Origin of the sequence: Streptomyces sp. NPDC093598, assembly GCF_044764825.1 — a bacterium.
GTDB lineage: Bacteria > Actinomycetota > Actinomycetes > Streptomycetales > Streptomycetaceae > Streptomyces.
Genome location: NZ_JBIWIV010000001.1, coordinates 380,170 through 397,740, shown reverse-complemented (window position 1 = coordinate 397,740; position 17,571 = coordinate 380,170). Strand labels below are relative to the sequence as shown.

General features: G+C 72.4%; 14 protein-coding genes. 10 read left to right on the top strand and 4 right to left on the bottom strand.

Going from position 1 to position 17,571, the window contains the following annotated elements; translation table 11 throughout:
• Nucleotides 1-42: 42 nt before the first annotated feature.
• From ACIRDU_RS01830 to ACIRDU_RS01820, 3 genes are all read left to right on the top strand, one after another.
• Nucleotides 43-603 carry an SAV_6107 family HEPN domain-containing protein gene (locus tag ACIRDU_RS01830; RefSeq protein WP_403572992.1) on the top strand — a complete coding sequence of 187 codons (561 nt, stop codon included), beginning with the start codon at nucleotides 43-45 and terminating at the stop codon, nucleotides 601-603.
• 212 nt (nucleotides 604-815) lie between these two features.
• Entirely contained in the window at nucleotides 816-1,616 is an 801-nt protein-coding gene (locus ACIRDU_RS01825; protein WP_403572989.1) for a methyltransferase, read from the top strand.
• Between the two features lie 284 nt (nucleotides 1,617-1,900).
• Complete coding sequence (locus tag ACIRDU_RS01820) at nucleotides 1,901-2,299, top strand: DUF3040 domain-containing protein (protein WP_403572986.1); 399 nt, start codon at nucleotides 1,901-1,903, stop codon at nucleotides 2,297-2,299.
• A gap of 111 nt (nucleotides 2,300-2,410) precedes the next feature.
• Here ACIRDU_RS01820 and ACIRDU_RS01815 read toward each other — a convergent pair whose 3' ends face one another.
• The 4 genes from ACIRDU_RS01815 to ACIRDU_RS01800 form a co-directional block, all read right to left on the bottom strand.
• The gene (locus ACIRDU_RS01815; RefSeq protein WP_403572983.1) at nucleotides 2,411-4,804 is read right to left on the bottom strand and encodes a DUF3488 and DUF4129 domain-containing transglutaminase family protein; all 2,394 of its coding nucleotides are present in this window, start codon (nucleotides 4,802-4,804) and stop codon (nucleotides 2,411-2,413) included.
• Nucleotides 4,804-6,165, bottom strand: coding sequence for a DUF58 domain-containing protein (locus ACIRDU_RS01810; RefSeq protein ID WP_403572980.1), 1,362 nt, complete (start codon nucleotides 6,163-6,165; stop codon nucleotides 4,804-4,806). Before ACIRDU_RS01810 ends, ACIRDU_RS01815 begins: the two co-directional genes overlap by 1 nt.
• The gene (locus tag ACIRDU_RS01805; protein WP_403572977.1) at nucleotides 6,165-7,205 is read right to left on the bottom strand and encodes an AAA family ATPase; all 1,041 of its coding nucleotides are present in this window, start codon (nucleotides 7,203-7,205) and stop codon (nucleotides 6,165-6,167) included. The genes ACIRDU_RS01810 and ACIRDU_RS01805 overlap by 1 nt, the downstream gene beginning before the upstream one ends.
• 304 nt (nucleotides 7,206-7,509) lie before the next feature.
• Entirely contained in the window at nucleotides 7,510-8,061 is a 552-nt protein-coding gene (locus ACIRDU_RS01800) for a beta-class carbonic anhydrase (protein WP_403572974.1), read from the bottom strand.
• 384 nt (nucleotides 8,062-8,445) lie between these two features.
• Between ACIRDU_RS01800 and rsmH the strand changes: the two genes are divergently transcribed.
• From rsmH to murD, 7 genes are all read left to right on the top strand, one after another.
• Complete coding sequence (gene rsmH / locus ACIRDU_RS01795; protein WP_403572971.1) at nucleotides 8,446-9,402, top strand: 16S rRNA (cytosine(1402)-N(4))-methyltransferase RsmH; 957 nt, start codon at nucleotides 8,446-8,448, stop codon at nucleotides 9,400-9,402.
• A 31-nt stretch (nucleotides 9,403-9,433) separates the two neighbouring features.
• Entirely contained in the window at nucleotides 9,434-9,883 is a 450-nt protein-coding gene (locus tag ACIRDU_RS01790) for a hypothetical protein (RefSeq protein ID WP_403572968.1), read from the top strand.
• Between the two features lie 5 nt (nucleotides 9,884-9,888).
• A complete protein-coding gene (locus ACIRDU_RS01785; protein WP_403572967.1) occupies nucleotides 9,889-11,850 on the top strand; it encodes a peptidoglycan D,D-transpeptidase FtsI family protein in 1,962 nt (653 codons plus the stop codon).
• Nucleotides 11,851-12,044: 194 nt separating this feature from the next.
• A complete protein-coding gene (locus ACIRDU_RS01780) occupies nucleotides 12,045-13,565 on the top strand; it encodes a UDP-N-acetylmuramoyl-L-alanyl-D-glutamate--2,6-diaminopimelate ligase (protein WP_403572964.1) in 1,521 nt (506 codons plus the stop codon).
• 28 nt (nucleotides 13,566-13,593) lie between these two features.
• Nucleotides 13,594-15,009, top strand: a complete 1,416-nt coding sequence (gene murF / locus ACIRDU_RS01775; RefSeq protein WP_403572961.1) for a UDP-N-acetylmuramoyl-tripeptide--D-alanyl-D-alanine ligase — start codon at nucleotides 13,594-13,596, stop codon at nucleotides 15,007-15,009.
• Complete coding sequence (gene mraY / locus ACIRDU_RS01770; protein WP_010039348.1) at nucleotides 15,009-16,100, top strand: phospho-N-acetylmuramoyl-pentapeptide-transferase; 1,092 nt, start codon at nucleotides 15,009-15,011, stop codon at nucleotides 16,098-16,100. Before murF ends, mraY begins: the two co-directional genes overlap by 1 nt.
• Nucleotides 16,082-17,533 carry a UDP-N-acetylmuramoyl-L-alanine--D-glutamate ligase gene (gene murD, locus ACIRDU_RS01765; RefSeq protein ID WP_403572958.1) on the top strand — a complete coding sequence of 484 codons (1,452 nt, stop codon included), beginning with the start codon at nucleotides 16,082-16,084 and terminating at the stop codon, nucleotides 17,531-17,533. Before mraY ends, murD begins: the two co-directional genes overlap by 19 nt.
• Nucleotides 17,534-17,571: the final 38 nt, after the last annotated feature.

The following is a 17,571-nucleotide window of genomic DNA, read 5'->3' as shown; positions in this document are numbered from 1 at the left end:
CGTGACGGGACGTGCCGTCACCCAGACGACAGGAGGTTCGTCATGGCCAGCCACCACGCGGCAGCCGCCCGTCGGCGCCGCGCCACCGGCCCTGCCCCCTCACTGACCGGCCCGGCGAGCGACGTGCACCCCGTGCTGCGCCGGGCCACGGCCCCGCCCGCCGCCCTCGACCTTCTCGCCCAGGCCCGCGCGAGCCTCGACGAGGCCACCGCCCTGGAAACGCCGAACGAGCGCTACGCGACGGCCCACCTCGCCGCCCTGCGCACCGCCGCCGCGGTGCTCGCCGCCCGGGGGCGCCCGGAGACCTCGCCCCGGGCCCGGGCCAAGATCCGGAGCGCCTGGGAAGTGCTCCCCGAGATCGCACCCGAACTGACCGAGTGGAGCGCCCTGTTCGCCTCCGGCGCCCGGCGCCGCGCCCGGGCGGAGGCGGGCATCCAGGGCGCGGCCACCGGCCGGGACGCCGACGACCTGATACGGGACGTCTCAATGTTCCTGCGTCTCGTCGAGCGGATGCTGGTTCTCCAGCCGGTCCTCCCGCAGCCCCGCCCGGACCAGGAGCGGCCGGACCCCGGCACGGGGAGGGACATGCCGGACGCGGGCTGACCGGGCAGCGGCGGGTCCCGGCTCGTCTCGTCGGCCCCGGGCCCGGGGGGCCTGATCCGTGGGCCCTCCGGGACCGGGTCATCCGGACGCCGCGGCTGAGGCAATAGGGTGGGGGACGCCTGAAGTCTTCCCTCCTCGTGGCCGGGGCCGGGGGAGACGCCCCGATCGCGCCGCCGTGCAAGAGGCGGTGCCGCGCCGAGGAGTCAACTGCCGTGTCGGACCCGATGCGCCCCCGCGCCTCACTCCGTACCGCCGTGGTCTGGGAGGTCCTCCAGGACGCCCTGGACCGCCGGGTCAAGGCCACGGGCCGGGAGTCGCTGGACGTCCTCGACACCGGAGGCGGCAGCGGCAACTTCGCGGTGCCCGTCGCCCGCCTGGGCCACCGGGTCACCGTCGTCGACCCCAGCCCCAACGCCCTGTTCGCCCTGGAGCGCCGCGCCGCCGAGGCCGGTGTCGCCGACCGGGTCAAGGGCGTCCAGGGCGACGCCCACGGCCTCTTCGACGTGGCCGAGCGCGGTGGCTACGACGTGGTGCTGTGCCACGGTGTCCTGGAGTACGTGGACGATCCGGCCGAGGGCGTCCGCAACGCGGTGGCGGCGCTGCGCCCGGAGGGCGTCCTCAGCCTGCTCGCCGCCGGCCTCGGTGGTGCCGTGCTGGCCCGTGCCCTCGCCGGGCACTTCAAGGAGGCCCGGCAGGCGCTCGACGACCCGAACGGACGATGGGGCACGGGTGACCCCGTGCCGCGCCGCTTCACCGCCGAGCAGCTCACCGGCCTGGTCGAGGGCGCGGGCCTGCGCGTCGGGGCCGTGCACGGCGTGCGGGTCTTCGCCGACCTCGTGCCCGGCGTCCTCGTGGACACCGAGCCCGGGGCCCTGGAAGCGCTGCTGAAGCTGGAGGAGGCCGCGGCCGAGATTCCGGCCTTCCACTCGGTGGCCACGCAGCTGCATGTGCTGGGCGAGACCGGCGGGGCCACTGAGACCGGTGGGGCCGGCGAGACCGACGGGGCGGTCTAGGCCTGAGCGCTTCGTGAGGCACCGCCGCTGATCAGCGCCTCGGCTGCGCATGGAGTACGCCACAGGCCCCCCGAATGGGGGCGGCGCGCCGTATGATCGAGGGAGACCGTTCCGGCATGACGGGTCGGCCGCCGGGGAATGGAAGCCTCAGCGAGCCGGGACGCCCATGGCGGGTTCCGGTTGGCCAATTGGCGCAGAGGGGCGGGTTTCACGGGGGCGATTCCCTGCCTATCCTGAAGGGACCCCCCGGGTCGCCCCGGCGACTGCACGATGAGGAGGACTCCGTGCCGCTCTCGGAGCACGAGCAGCGCATGCTCGAGCAGATGGAGCGAGCGCTGTACGCCGAAGATCCCAAGTTCGCGACAGCGCTTGAGGGAAGCGGGCTGCGCACGTACACCCGGCGACGGGTCTACCAGGCGGTCGCGGGCTTCCTCGTAGGTATCGCGCTCCTCATGGCCGGAATGGTCGCCAAGCAGGTCTGGCTCAGTGTCGTGGGCTTCCTCGTCATGCTGGGCTGTGCGGTGCTGGCCGTGACCGGCTGGCGCAAGGCTCCCAAGCCGGGCGAACAGGCGGCCGGTGCCGCCGGACCCCAGGCCCGCCGGCAGAGTCGGCAGCGCCGCTCCATGATGGACCGCATCGAGCAGCGCTGGCAGAAGCGCCGCGACGAGCAGGGCGGCCATTAGCCCCCTCCGCGCAGCCTCTCCAGGCCTGACCACCCGTACGTCAGGGGGTGACCACCGAGTCGGTGGTCACCCCCTGACGCATGTGGGTGCGGGCCGATCCGCCCGTCCCCCTCAGCCCTGCTGACCCGACGCCTTGCGCCACGTCGGCCGCAGCGCCACGGCGCGCTCCCGGACCCTCGACCACCAGGCCGACGCCGCCCACACCACACGCACGGTGGAGCGGGGGGCCAGGAGCGCGCGCAGCCTGGCCGGGCGGCCGACCGCCGCGCCCAGGCCCGCCACCGCACGGTGGACGTCGTCCGTGAGGCCCGCCGTCGGGCGGGGGTGCGGTGCGTACAAGACCTGCTCCACCGCGTTCGCCACCCGGTGCACCGAGGCCGCGGCCGTGGCGTCGAGGTCGCCCAGCCGGACGATACGGGCGGCGGCCCTGCGCGGCGTCTGGGACTCGTCCGGCGTGATGCCGTAGTCCCACGCCGTGTCGGTCAGCTCCTGCCAGACGGCCAGCGTGTGCAGCGCCGCGTCCGCCTCGCTGCGGCCGTGCGCCCCGAGCCGAGCCGTGCGCGTCCGCAGCCGCCACAGCATCGGTGCCAGCGGGAGCGCCAGAACCGCGAGACCGGCGAGAGCCCACACCAGGAACGCGTACCACCTCGGGCCGTCGTCGTCGGTGGGGAGTGCCGCCTGCGGTGACTCGCTCGCGCAGCCGCCGTCCAGCTTCTTCTGCTCGGGCGTGCAGGACTCGCTCGCCGAGGGCGCCGCGGAGGGCGCGGTGGACGCCGACCGGGACGGACGCACCGCGTCCGGCACCGAGCTGTCCGGGCTGTCCGGCAGGGTGTACGCGGGTATCGAGCCCCGGTTCGGCGTGGGCTCGAAGCGGGTCCAGCCCACGCCCTCGAAGTACAGCTCGGGCCAGGCGTGCGCGTCCCGCAGCCCGACCGACACCGAGCCGTCCGCCTGCGGGGAACCGGGCGCGAAACCCACCGCCACCCGGGCCGGTATGCCCAGGGAGCGGGCCATCGCCGCCATCGCGAAGGAGAAGTGCACGCAGAAGCCCTGCTTGTCCTTCAGGAAGCGGGCGATCGCCTGCGAGCCGCTGCCGACCTGCACCTGAGTGTCGTACTCGAAGCCGCCCGTCACGGCGAACCAGTCCTGGAGCTTGACCGCCTGGTCGTACGGGTCGGCGGCGCCCGCGGTGACCTTGCGGGCGGTGCGGGCCACCACCGACGGCAGCGAGTCGGGCAGCTCGGTGAAGGCACGCTCGACGTCCGCGGGCGGCGGCCCCGCCGAGGCCAGCTGCTCCGCCGTCGGCCGCACGTCCAGGCTCTTGACCTGGTACGTCAGGCCTCGCGTGTTCTGCCCGTGGTCACCGACCAGCGTCATGCCCAGCGGCTCGTACCGCCAGTTGCCGCTGATGCGCACGCCACTCGGAGGGTAGGGCATGGGCAGCCAGTCCTGGGCGTACCAGTCGGCCGCCGTGATCGTGGTGTCGACCTCGATGCGCTTGACGTCCGGGCTGAGGCCGACCGGGTCCGGGAAACTGCCGTCGGGGACGGCGGTGATGGACCTCCGGGACGGCTTCCACGTGGTGCCGTCGAAGTCGTCCAGGGACACGATCCGCAGATACAGGTCCGAGACGTCTTCCATCTTGGTCCGCACGGACAGGACCTGCTGGTCCTCGTCCGCGTTCAGGCTGTCCCGCAGCGACACCAGCGGGTTCACGGCGGATATCGTGCCCCCGCCGCCGGGTCCGCCGCCCGCACCCGCTCCCACGGAGTCGAGCAGGCCGCCGTTCATCGCGGGCAGGCCGAGCGGCACCACCAGGGCGATGCCCAGCGCGACCACGCCGATGCGCCGGCCGGTGCGCACCGGGGCGACCGCGCCGCTCGGCTCCCCGCCGGCCGTGCGCGGAGCACCGCCGAAGACCCGCCCCCACTGCGAGAGCCGGTCCCGGCCCTCGGCCAGGAGCAGCATCAGATAACCGGCCGCCGCCACCAGGAACCACAGCCAGTCCGTGCCGCCGTCGGACAGCCCCGCGGCCACGGAGTACAGGGCCAGCAGGGGCAGCCCGGCGGGGGCGGCGCTGCGGAAGGTCACCGCCAGGGCGTCCACCAGCAGGCCGATGATCAGGACCCCGCCTATGAGCATCAGCCGGATGCCGTCGGACTCCAGGGGCGCCGGGATCGCGTACCGCGCGATGTCGTCCCCGCCCTGCTGGAGCAGGAGCGCGAAGCGGTCGAAGGCCTGCGGCCCCGGGATCAGCCCGGCCAGGGCCTGCCCACGGGCGAAGACGAAGGTCAGCAGCATCACGGTGACCACGGCCTGCGCCGCCACCGTCAGCGGCCGGGCCAGCGGCACCCTGCGGGCGGCGGCGCCCACGCCCGACTGCAGGGCCAGCAGGAAGGCCGCCTGCACGATCCATGTGGCCGGCTCGACCAGCGGCAGCAGGGCGCACGCGGCCATCAGCGTGGCCGCCCACGCGCCCAGCGTCAGTCGTACCCGCCCGCTCATCACGGTCCCTCCCCGCCACCTGCGGCGGCCACACCCCGGCGTTCCCGGTCGGCCTGCCGCCACAGCTCGTCCACCGAGGCGCCGCGCGGCACGCGCAGGGCCGTCCAGCCCGCCTCGCGCAGCATGCGCAGCCGGTCGCCGCTCCTGTCCAACGGGCCGGGCACGTCGCTCGGTTCCCGCACCCAGGTGTCGCTGTCCAGCACGAAGGCGACCGCCCCCGGGCTGCGCTGCCGCATCCGGCCCAGCACGGCCGCCTGGTCCTCGTCCAGGTCGCCGAGGAAGGCCACCAGCAGCCCCTCGTTCCCGCCGCGCAGCACGTCGTAGGCCCGGGACAGGCCCGCGCCGTCGGAGTGGTCGATCACGGCGAGGGTGTCCATCATCAGCCCGGCCGCGTCGGCCGACTCCTGGCTCGCGCCCGCGAAGCCGTCCCCGCCCTCTCCTGGCACCGCGTCGCCGGTGTCCGTCAGCAGCCGTACCGAGTAGCCCCGTTCAAGCATGTGCACCAGCACGGACGCTGCGCCCGACACGGCCCATTCGAAGGCCGAGTCCGGTCCGGCGCCCTCGTAGGCGACGCCCCGGGTGTCCAGCAGCACCGTGCAGCGGGCGCGCTGGGGCTGCTCCTCGCGGCGCACCATCAGCTCGCCGTAGCGGGCGGTGGAGCGCCAGTGCACCCGGCGCAGATCGTCGCCGTAGCGGTAGCCGCGCGGGATCACGTCGTCCTCGCCGGCCAGCGCGAGCGAACGCTGCCGCCCGTCGCCGTACCCCTTCGCCTCGCCGCTGAGGCGCACCGGCGCCAGCGGCTCCACGCGCGGGATGACCGTGAGGGTGTCGTACGTCGAGAAGGACCGGGTCAGCTCGCACATGCCGAACGGGTCGGTCAGGCGCAGCTGGAGCGGACCCAGCGGGTAGCGGCCGCGCAGGTCGGAGCGCACCCGGTAGGACACCTCGCGCCGGCCGCCCGCCTCCACCCGGTCGAGCACGAAACGGGGCCGCGGGCCGAGCACGTACGGCACCCGGTCCTGGAGCATCAGCAGGCCCGTTGGCAGCCGCGACACGTTGTCCATCCGCAGGTGGACCCTGGCCTCGCTGCCGGCGGGCACGCGCGCGGGGGAGAGCCGGCGGCTGCCCGCGACCCGGTAGCGCGTGCGGTACAGCACCGCCGCGCACACCAGAGGCAGCACCGCCAGCAGCAGACCCACGCGCAGCAGGTCGCTCTGCCCGAGTACGTACGAACAGATCGCGGCCGCGACTCCGGCGGCCAGGAAGGAGCGTCCGCGGGTGGTCAGACCGGCCAGGGCGGTGCGGATGCCGCCCTTCTCGCCCCGGTCGGCTTCCGCGTGCCCCGTCCCCGCGGTGGTCATCACAGCCTCCGTGGCGGCTGCTGGGGATACGCCGGCGCCTGGCGGCCCAGGCCGCCGAAGCCGCTCTGCTGCTGCGGCGCCGCCGGTACGGGCGTGCGCTGCAGGATCTCCTCGACGACCTGCTCGGCGGTGCGCCGGTTGAGCTGGGCCTGGGCGGTGGGGAGCAACCGGTGGGCCAGGACGGCGACGGCGAGGGCCTGCAGGTCGTCCGGCAGCGCGTACTCCCGGCCGCTGAGGGCCGCGGACGCCTTCGCCGCGCGCAGCAGGTGCAGCGTCGCGCGCGGGGAGGCGCCCAGTCTCAGATCGGGGTGCGTGCGCGTGGCGGCGACCAGGTCGACCGCGTAGCGCCGGACCGGCTCGGCGACGTGCACTCCGCGCACGGCGTCGATCAGCTTGAGGATCTCGTGCGCGTGGGCCACGGGCTGGAGGTCCTCCAGCGGCGAGACGCCGCCGTGCACGTCCAGCATCTGCAGTTCGGCCTCCGCGCTCGGGTAGCCCACCGACACCCGGGCCATGAAGCGGTCGCGCTGGGCCTCCGGCAGCGGGTAGGTGCCCTCCATCTCGACCGGGTTCTGCGTCGCCACCACCATGAAGGGGCTGGGCAGCTCGTAGGTCTTGCCGTCGATGGTGACCTGGCGCTCCTCCATCGACTCCAGGAGCGCGGACTGCGTCTTGGGCGACGCGCGGTTGATCTCGTCGCCGATCACCACCTGCGCGAAGATCGCGCCCGGCTTGAACTCGAAGTCGCGGCGCTGCTGGTCCCAGATGGACACACCGGTGATGTCCGACGGCAGCAGGTCGGGCGTGAACTGGATGCGCCGCACCGAGCAGTCGATGGACCGCGCCAGCGCCTTGGCCAGCATCGTCTTGCCGACTCCCGGGACGTCCTCGATCAGCAGATGTCCCTCGGCGAGCAGCACGGTCAGCGAGAGCCGTACGACCTCGGGCTTGCCCTCGATCACGCCTTCCACCGACTCCCGCACGCGCTCCACCACGGCGGTCAGATCAGTGAGGCTCGCTCGATCGTCATAGGTCGTCACCCGGCCCTCCTCGGCCTTTCCCGCGCTCTCAGGGAGCACGGGATACCCCATTTTCCAGGGTCGACCGCGCATGACGCGGGCCGGCCCTCCCCGAACCACGGACACCACGCGTGAAAAGTTCCGCGCGACGCCACTCCCGCATTCTTGCTGCCGTTACCGATTCGTGTCACTCGACTGTGGACAACTGGCCGCGATATGCCGGTCTTGCGACCATTCGAACGCGTGACTGACAGGCTTTCGACAGCTACAGCAGGTGGCCTTCCGGGGCGGGCGGCCCACGGCACCCAGGTCAGCGGGCCGGAAATCAGGCGACCGGGTCGACCTCCCGCAGCAGGCCGGTCTTCACGTCGAACACGAATCCGCGCACGTCGTCGGTGTGCGGCACGAACGGCGAGGTGCGCACGCGCTGCATCGACTGCCGCACGTCCTGGTCGACGTCCCGGAAGGACTCCACGGCCCACGCCGGGCGCTGGCCGACCTCGGCCTCCAGCTCGTTGCGGAAGTCCTCGGTGAGGCTCTCCAGGCCGCAGCCGGTGTGGTGGATGAGCACCACGCTGCGGGTGCCCAGCTTGCGCTGGCTGATGGTGAGGGAGCGGATCACGTCGTCGGTGACGACGCCGCCCGCGTTGCGGATCGTGTGGCAGTCGCCCAGCTCCAGGCCGAGCGCCGCGTGCAGGTCGAGACGGGCGTCCATGCAGGCCACGACGGCGACGTGCAGCACGGGCCGGGCGTCCATCCCCGGGTCGGAGAAGGCGTCGGCGTACCGGGCGTTGGCCTCCACGAGACGGTCGGTGACCGTGCTGCCGACCTTGATGGCGCTCTCCGAACCTGTGGGAAACGATGCAGAAGTCGTCATAGTCATGACGTTACTGGTCACACCCCGTGCAGGCCTCCTGTGGAAGTGAACAAAGAATGCCGTCGAGTGAGGTGTGTGAGGTAACCCACATGGGTGCCGCCCCGGTCTGCGCGCGAACGGCGGCGACGCGCAGGCCGGTTGATTGACCGGGCGACAGGGTGGACTAAAGTGACGCGAAGCGGGAGGCGAGACTCTCCCCGCTGGACTGATTTCTTCGGAGACCCCGGCGACGACCGGAGATCTCCCCGCGTGCGCGGCGCGTACGCACGGCTCGGCCTCCTCCCGCTCCCGGCCGGCCGACGCTTCCGGCGCCGGCAGGTCTCCCCTTCACGAGCGGGCGGGGACCCGGCGGTGCGTAGGGCCCGCCGGATCTGAGAGGGCCCCTTGAGCGAGAGTCGACACGTCCCGGTGATGCTCCAGCGGTGCCTGGACCTGCTGGCACCCGCCCTCGGGGGCCCGGACGCCGTGGTCGTCGACTGCACCCTCGGCCTCGGCGGCCACAGCGAGGCGCTCCTCGAGAGGTTCCCCGACGCCCGGCTCGTCGCCCTCGACCGCGACAAGGAGGCCCTGCGCCTGTCCGGCGAGCGCCTCGCCCCCCACGGTGAGCGCGCGACCCTCGTCCACGCCGTCTACGACGAGCTCCCCGAGGTGCTGCGCAGGCTCGGCATCGCGCGCGTGCAGGGTGTCCTGTTCGACCTGGGCGTCTCCTCCATGCAGCTCGACGAGGCCGACCGCGGCTTCGCCTACGCCCAGGACGCCCCGCTCGACATGCGCATGGACCAGACGACCGGCGTCAGTGCCGCCGAGGTCCTCAACACCTACCCGCCGGGCGAACTGGTCCGCATCCTGCGGGCCTACGGCGAGGAGAAGCAGGCCAAGCGGATCGTGAGCGCGATCGTGCGCGAGCGGGAGAAGGAGCCGTTCAGCACCAGCGCGCGGCTGGTCGAGCTGATCCGCGACGCCCTGCCGCAGGCCGCCAAGCGCACCGGCGGCAACCCGGCCAAGCGCACCTTCCAGGCCCTGCGCATCGAGGTCAACGGCGAGCTCTCCGTCCTGGAGCGCGCGATCCCCGCCGCCGTGAAGGCACTCGACGTGGGCGGGCGGATCGCGGTCCTGTCGTACCACTCGCTGGAGGACCGGCTGGTCAAGCAGGTCTTCGCGGCGGGCGCCGCCACCACCGCGCCGCCCGGGCTGCCCGTCGTCCCCGAGCGCTACCAGCCGCGGCTCAAGCTGCTCACGCGCGGTGCCGAACTCCCCACCGAAGAGGAGATCGCCGAGAACCGGCGGGCGGCACCGGCGCGGCTGCGCGGGGCCCAGCGCATCAGGGAGGACGTCGAGTGAGGCGTGAGCAGGCCGGACCGAGGGAGCGTGCGTGAGCGGCAAACCCGAACTGAAGGGGAGGGCGGCCCGACTCGCGCGGCTCCTCCCGACCGGCCCCGGGCAGGCGGCCCGCACGCCCTTCGTCCTCCTGGTCGTCCTCCTCCTCGGCGGCGGTCTCATCTGCCTCCTGGTGCTGAACTCGGCCCTCAGCGAGGGCGCGTTCAAACTCGACGACCTCCAGCGCGGGACCAAGAACCTCACCGACGAGGAGCAGGCCCTCCAGCGGGACATCGACGCCTACTCCGCCCCCGGGGCCCTCCAGCGCCGCGCCCGGGAGCTCGGCATGGTGCCCGGCGGCGACCCCGCCTTCCTCGATCCCGACGGCACCGTCAAGGGCGTCCCCGGTCCCGCCTCCGGCGTCGGGCAGTCCTCCGCGCACATCCCCCTGGTCCTCGCCCCCGAGGCCATGACCGACGGCCCTACTCCCACCCCCGGCAGGTGACGGAAGTGTCCGACAGGGAACCGCCACGTCGCCGCGTGCCCGGCCCCGCCAGGCCCGCTCGCCCCGATGCCCGGCGCCGCCCCGGCCCCGGTGCCCGTCCGGCCCGGCGGCCGGGACAGGGCCGCCCGGCGGCGCCCAAGCAACTGAAGCTCGGCAGCCCCCGCCCCCGCCTGCGCCTGGTCGGGCTCGCGCTGACCCTGGTCCTGATCGCCTTCGTCGTACGGCTGTTCCAGGTGCAGGCCGTCGACGCGAGCACGTACGCCGCCAAGGCCGAGCAGAACCGCTACGTGGGCCAGATCCTCGCCGCGGACCGGGGCGAGATCACCGACCGGTCCGGTGTGGCCCTCGCGACCAGCGAGGACGCCTACGACATCACCGCCGACCCCACGATGTTCGCGCCCGGCCAGCTGAAGATCGGTGACGGGCCCGAGCAGGCGGCCGCACTCCTCGCGCCCATCCTCGGCCAGGAGCAGGACGCCCTGGTCAAGAAGCTGCGGCCGAAGAACAAGGCCATCCGCTACGTCAAACTGGCCTCCCGTCAGACCCCGCAGGTCTGGAAGCAGATCAAGGACCTCAAGTCGGCGCTCGCCAAGAAGGCGGAGACGGACAAGTCCACGCACAACGTCCTCTCGGGCGTCTTCTCCGTCGCCACCAGCAAGCGCGTGTACCCGGGCGGCGACCTCGCCGCCGGGATACTGGGCTGGGTCAACGGCGAGGGCAAGCCCGGCGGCGGCATCGAACTGCAACTCGACAAGCAGCTCGCCGGCAAGGACGGCAAGATCCGCTACGCCCAGTCCGGCGGCCGCCTGGTCCCCACCGCTGGGGGCGCCACCGAGACGCCCGCGGTGCCGGGCAGCGACGTCGAGCTCACCATCGACCGCGACATCCAGTGGGCCGCGCAGAACGCCATCACCGAGCAGGTGAAGGAGTCCGCGGCCGACCGCGGCTACGTCATCGTCCAGGACACCCGCACCGGGCAGATCCTGGCCATGGCCAACTCGCCCGGCTTCGACCCGAACGACCTGTCCGACGCCGACCCGGCCGCCCTCGGCAACGCCGCCCTCCAGGACGCCTTCGAACCCGGATCCACCGCCAAGGTCATGTCGATGGCCGCCGTCCTCCAGGAGCAGGCCGCCACCCCCATGACCCATGTCGTCGTGCCCAACCGGCTGCACCGCGGCGACCGGCTCTTCAAGGACGACATCGACCACCCGACCTGGTACCTGACGCTCAACGGCGTCCTGGCCAAGTCCAGCAACATCGGCACCATCCTCGCCACCGGCCAGCTCGGCAAGACCCAGGCCCAGGCCAACAAGGTCCTCTACGACTACCTGCGCAAGTTCGGCCTCGGCAGCTACACCGGGCTCGGCTTCCCCGGCGAGACCAAGGGCATCCTCGCCCCGCCCGACAAGTGGTCGACCTCGCAGCAGTACACGATCCCTTTCGGCCAGGGCGTCTCCATCAACGCCATGCAGGCGGCCTCGGTGTACTCGACCATCGCCAACGGCGGCGTCCGCCTCGAACCCACCCTCGTGCGCGGCACCAAGGGCCCCGACGGGCGCTTCACCCCCGCTCCGAAGCCCGCGAAGAACCGGGTCGTCAGCGCCGAGACGGCGAAAACGCTCGCCCGGATGCTGGAGTCCGTCGTGGACGACGAGGAGGGCACCGGCACCAAGGCGCGCATCCCCGGATACCGCGTCGCGGGCAAGACGGGCACTGCCAACCGCGTGGATCCGGCCACCGGCAAGTACCACGGCTACACCTCGTCGTTCGCCGGGTTCGCCCCCGCGGACAAGCCGCGCATCACCGTCTACTGCGCCATTCAGAACGCCACCCGGGGCAGCTACTTCGGTGGCCAGATCTGCGGACCCGTCTACAAGAAGGTCATGGAGTTCGCACTGAAGTCCCTCCAGGTCCCGCCGACCGGCGCCAAGCCCGCGAAGCTGCCCGTCTCCTTCAAGCCGTGATCAGCGCCGACCCCGCCCTGATCAGCACCCAGCCCCACCGAGCCACCAGGACCGCCTCCGTGACAACGATCACCCCGGACCCCGGGAACCAGAGCAGCCCCAGCCCCTCACTTCGCCCGGAGGCGGGTACGCCCGGTACGCTCACCGCCGTGCCACACGCTGATCAGTCCCAAACCACCCAGAAGGGCCATCCCGTGACATATCCCGGGCCGCCCAGGCCGGTGCAGGTCTCCGCCACACCCCTCGCGGAGCTCGCCGATCAGCTGGGTGCCGCCACGCCGGAGACCACCGCCGAGATCACGGGCATCACCCATGACTCGCGCGCCGTGCGCCCCGGCGACCTCTACGCCGCCCTCCCGGGAGCCCGGCTGCACGGCGCCGACTTCGCCAATCAGGCCGCGGGCCTCGGCGCGGCCGCCGTGCTGACCGACCCCACCGGCGCCGAGCGTGCCGCCGCGTCCGGGCTGCCGGTCCTGGTCGTCGACGACCCGCGGGGGCGGATGGGCGAGCTGGCCGCCACGATCTACGGCCACCCCGGCCGGGACCTGCTCCAGATCGGCATCACCGGCACCTCCGGCAAGACCACCACCGCCTACCTCGTCGAGGGCGGCCTGAAGACGGTCAGGTCCACCGGCCTGATCGGCACGGTCGAGATGCGCATCGGCGACGAGCGCATCAAGTCCGAGCGCACCACCCCCGAAGCCACCGACCTCCAGGCCCTGTTCGCCGTCATGCGCGAACGCGGTGTCGACGCGGTCGCCATGGAGGTCTCCAGCCACGCCCTGGTCCTCGGCCGGGTCGACGGCTGCGTCTTCGACATCGGCGTCTTCACCAACCTCAGCCCGGAGCACATGGAGTTCCACTCCGACATGGAGGACTACTTCCAGGCGAAGGCGCAGCTGTTCACCCCGAAACGGGGCAGACTCGGTGTGGTCAACGTCGACGACGAGTACGGCCGCAGGCTGGCGAAGGAAGCCACCGTCCCGGTCGTCACCTACTCCGCCGAGGGCCACCCCGACGCCGACTGGCGCGCCGAGGACGTCCAGGTCGGCCGGCTGGACTCGACGTTCACCGTCATCGGCCCCAAGGGCGAGCGGATCAGCGCCAAGTCGCCGCTGCCCGGTCCCTTCAACGTGGCCAACACCCTCGCCGCGATCGCCGCCCTCGCCGTCGCCGGCCTCGACCCGCAGGCTGCCGCCGACGGCGTCGCCGCCGTCCCGGGCGTCCCGGGCCGCCTGGAGCGCGTGGACGCCGGGCAGCCCTACCTCGCGGTCGTCGACTACGCGCACAAGACCGACGCCGTCGAGTCCGTGCTGCGCGCCCTGCGCAAGGTCACCGAGGGCAGGCTGCACATCGTCCTCGGCTGCGGCGGCGACCGGGACAGGACCAAGCGCGAGCCCATGGGCGCCGCCGCGGCGCGGCTCGCCGACACCGCCGTACTGACCTCCGACAACCCCCGCTCCGAGGACCCCCTCGCGATCCTCGCCACGATGCTCCAGGGCGCGGCGTCCGTGCCCGCGCACCAGCGCGGCGAGGTGCAGGTCTTCGAGGACCGGGCCGCCGCGATCGCCGCCGCCGTCGCCCGCGCCGAACCCGGCGACACCGTGCTGGTCGCGGGCAAGGGCCACGAGCAGGGCCAGGACATCGCCGGGGTGGTCCGTCCCTTCGACGACCGCCAGGTGCTCCGCGAAGCCATCCAGAAGACCCAGGGATGAAAATCCAGAAGACCCAGGGGATGAACTTGTGATCGCCCTCTCCCTCGCCGAGATCGCAGAAGTCGTCGGCGGGCAGACGCACGACATACCGGATCCGTCCGTCCAGGTCACCGGCCCGGTCGTCCGGGACTCCCGGGAGGCGGTGCCCGGCAGCCTCTTCGTCGCCTTCGCCGGGGAGCGCGTGGACGGCCACGACTTCGCGGCGGCGGTGGTCGAGGCGGGAGCGGTGGCCGTGCTCGGCACCCGGCCGGTCGGCCTGCCCGCGATCGTCGTGGACGACGTCCAGAGCGCCCTCGGCGCCCTCGCGCGGCACGTCGTACAGCGCCTCGGCGCCACCCTCGTCGCCCTCACCGGCTCGGCCGGCAAGACCAGCACCAAGGACCTCATCGCGCAGGTGCTGCAGCGCAAGGCCCCCACGGTGTTCACACCCGGCTCGCTCAACAACGAGATCGGACTGCCGCTGACCGCGCTCAGCGCCACCGAGGAGACGAGATTCCTCGTCCTGGAGATGGGCGCCCGCGGCATCGGGCACATCCGCTACCTCACCGGCCTGACACCCCCCAAGGTCGGTCTCGTCCTCAACGTCGGCAGCGCCCACATCGGCGAGTTCGGCGGCCGCGAGCAGATCGCGCAGGCCAAGGGCGAACTCGTCGAGGCCCTGCCGCCCGAGGCCGAGGGCGGCACCGCGATCCTCAACGCGGACGACCCTTACGTACGGGCCATGGCCACCCGTACGAAGGCGAAGGTGATCTTTTTCGGAGAGTCCGGCGAAGCGGACGTTCGCGCCGAGAACGTGCGACTCACGGACACCGGACAGCCCGCGTTCAGGCTTCACACACCCTCCGGTGCAAGCGATGTGACCATGCGCCTGTACGGTGAGCACCACGTGTCGAACGCGCTCGCCGCGGCCGCCGTCGCCCACGAGTTGGGCATGTCCGCTGACGAGATCGCCGTCGCGCTCTCCGAGGCGGGCTCCCTCTCCCGCTGGCGGATGGAGGTCACCGAGCGCCCGGACGGCGTGACGGTCGTCAACGACGCCTACAACGCGAACCCCGAGTCCATGAAAGCCGCACTGCGCGCGCTGGCGGCCATGGGCAAGGGGCGTCGCACGTGGGCGGTGCTCGGCAAGATGGCCGAGCTCGGGGACGAGGCTCTCGCCGAGCACGACGCGGTCGGACGGCTCGCCGTCCGGCTCAACGTCAGCAAGCTCGTCGCGGTCGGTGGCAGGGAAGCCGCCTGGCTGCAACTGGGCGCATATAACGAGGGTTCGTGGGGTGAGGAGTCGGTGCACGTGTCCGACGCACAGGCGGCGGTCGACCTGTTGCGCAGCGAGTTGCGCCCGGGGGACGTCGTGCTCGTGAAGGCGTCCCGTTCGGTCGGCCTCGAGAGCGTGGCGCAGGCGCTCATCGAGACCGGTGCCGAGGGTGAGGTTTCCGCCCGATGATGAAGCAGATCCTGTTCGCAGGAGTCATTGGTCTCTTTCTCACGCTGGTCGGCACTCCGCTGCTGATCAAGCTGCTCGCGCGCAAGGGCTACGGCCAGTACATCCGCGACGACGGCCCGCGCGAGCACGCCAGCAAGCGCGGTACGCCGACGATGGGCGGTATCGCCTTCATCCTGGCGACGGTCGCCGCGTACTTCCTGGCCAAGGTGATCACGGGCTATCTGGACCCGGACGTCGACGCGGCTCCCACCTTCTCGGGCCTGCTGGTGCTCGGCCTGATGGTCGGCATGGGCCTGGTCGGCTTCCTCGACGACTACATCAAGATCGTCAAGCGGCGTTCGCTGGGCCTGCGGGCCAAGGCGAAGATGGCAGGCCAGCTGATCGTCGGCATCGGCTTCGCGGTGCTGTCGCTGCAGTTCGCGGACAACCGCGGCAACACCCCGGCCTCCACGAAGCTGTCGTTCATCACGGACTTCGGCTGGACGATCGGCCCCGTGCTGTTCGTGGTCTGGGCGCTGTTCATGATTCTGGCGATGTCCAACGGCGTGAACCTCACCGACGGTCTGGACGGTCTCGCCACCGGCGCCTCGGTGCTCGTCTTCGGCGCCTACACCTTCATCGGCGTCTGGCAGTTCCAGGAGTCCTGCGCCAACGCGCAGACCCTGACCAACCCGGGCGCGTGTTACGAGGTGCGCGACCCCCTCGACCTCGCGGTGGTCGCCTCCGCGCTGATGGGCGCCTGCCTCGGCTTCCTGTGGTGGAACACCTCGCCGGCCAAGATCTTCATGGGTGACACCGGTTCGCTCGCGCTCGGCGGTGTGCTCGCCGGCCTCGCGATCTGCTCCCGCACCGAGCTGCTGCTCGCCATCCTCGGCGGTCTGTTCGTCCTGATCACCATGTCCGTGGTGATCCAGGTCGGTTCGTTCCGCCTCACCGGCAAGCGCGTCTTCCGGATGGCGCCACTCCAGCACCACTTCGAACTCAAGGGCTGGTCCGAAGTGCTCGTCGTGGTCCGCTTCTGGATCATCCAGGGCATTTGTGTGATCGTCGGACTTGGCCTCTTCTACGCAGGATGGGCAGCGGACAAGTGACCTCCTCGGAGCCCTTCGACTTCCAGGGCAAGCACGTCACCGTCGCCGGGCTCGGCGTCTCCGGCGTCCCGGCGGCCAAGGTGCTGCACGGCCTCGGCGCGATCGTCACGGTCGTCAACGACGGCGCCGACGAGCGCGCCCGGGCGCAGGCCGCCGAGCTGGAGGCGCTCGGCATCACCGTGCGCCTCGGTGACGGCGACACCCTGCCGGAGGGCACCGAGCTGATCGTCACGGCGCCCGGCTGGAAGCCCGACAAGCCGCTGTTCACGGCGGCCGGGCAGGCGGGCGTCCCCGTCTGGGGCGACGTCGAACTGGCCTGGCGTCTGCGCGGCCCCGACGCCGCCCCGTGGCTCGCCGTCACGGGCACCAACGGCAAGACCACCACCGTCCAGATGCTGGCGTCGATCCTGAAGGCGGCCGGCCTGCGCACGGCCGCCGTCGGCAACATCGGCGTCTCCCTGCTGGACGCGGTGCTCGGCGAGGAGCAGTACGACGTCCTGGCCGTGGAACTCTCCAGCTATCAGCTGCACTGGGCGCCCTCCCTGCGCGCCCACTCGGCCGCCGTGCTGAACCTCGCCCCCGACCACCTCGACTGGCACGGCTCCATGGAGGCGTACGCCGCCGACAAGGGCCGTATCTACGAGGGCAATCGCGTCGCCTGCGTCTACAACGTGGACGCCACCGACAAGCCGTCCACCGAGGACCTGGTCCGTGAGGCCGACGTCGAGGAGGGCTGCCGGGCCGTCGGCTTCACCCTCGGCACCCCGGGTCCCTCCCAACTCGGCGTCGTGGAAGGCCTCCTGGTCGACCGCGCCTTCGTCGAGAACCGGCAGAAGAACGCCCAGGAGCTCGCCGAGGTCTCCGACGTCAACCCGCCCGCCCCGCACAACATCGCCAACGCCCTTGCCGCCGCGGCCCTCGCCCGCGCCTACGGCGTGCCCGCCAAGGCCGTACGGGACGGCCTGCGGGCCTTCACCCCGGACGCCCACCGCATCGCGCACGTGGCCGACGTGGACGGCGTCGCCTACGTCGACGACTCCAAGGCCACCAACACGCATGCGGCGGAAGCCTCGTTGGCGGCGTACGAGCCGATCGTGTGGATCGCGGGCGGGCTCGCCAAGGGCGCGACCTTCGACGAACTGGTGGCCAAGTCGGCGAAGCGGCTGCGCGGTGCCGTGCTGATCGGCGCGGACCGCGCTCTCATCCGGGAAGCCCTGGCGCGACACGCCCCGCAGGTACCCGTCGTCGACCTCGACCGGACCGACACTGGGGCGATGCGCGCGGCGGTTCAGGAGGCGCGGAAACTCGCGCACGCGGGCGACACGGTGCTGCTGGCTCCGGCCTGTGCCTCCATGGACATGTTCGCCAACTACAACAAGCGCGGGGACGCTTTCGCGGACGCCGTTCGTGAGCTCGGCTCCGTCGACGGCTGACCCGGGTCCGCCTCGCCCGGCGGCGGCGCCGGGCGTAC

Bases quoted from the DNA above. Each gene is read 5' to 3' on its own strand.
- ACIRDU_RS01830 (WP_403572992.1), top strand. From the start codon at position 43: ATGGCCAGCCACCACGCGGCAGCCGCCCGTCGGCGCCGCGCCACCGGC.
- ACIRDU_RS01815 (WP_403572983.1), bottom strand. From the start codon at position 4,804: ATGAGCGGGCGGGTACGACTGACGCTGGGCGCGTGGGCGGCCACGCTG.
- ACIRDU_RS01810 (WP_403572980.1), bottom strand. From the start codon at position 6,165: ATGACCACCGCGGGGACGGGGCACGCGGAAGCCGACCGGGGCGAGAAG.
- ACIRDU_RS01800 (WP_403572974.1), bottom strand. From the start codon at position 8,061: ATGACGACTTCTGCATCGTTTCCCACAGGTTCGGAGAGCGCCATCAAG.
- mraY (WP_010039348.1), top strand. From the start codon at position 15,009: ATGAAGCAGATCCTGTTCGCAGGAGTCATTGGTCTCTTTCTCACGCTG.
- murD (WP_403572958.1), top strand. From the start codon at position 16,082: ATGGGCAGCGGACAAGTGACCTCCTCGGAGCCCTTCGACTTCCAGGGC.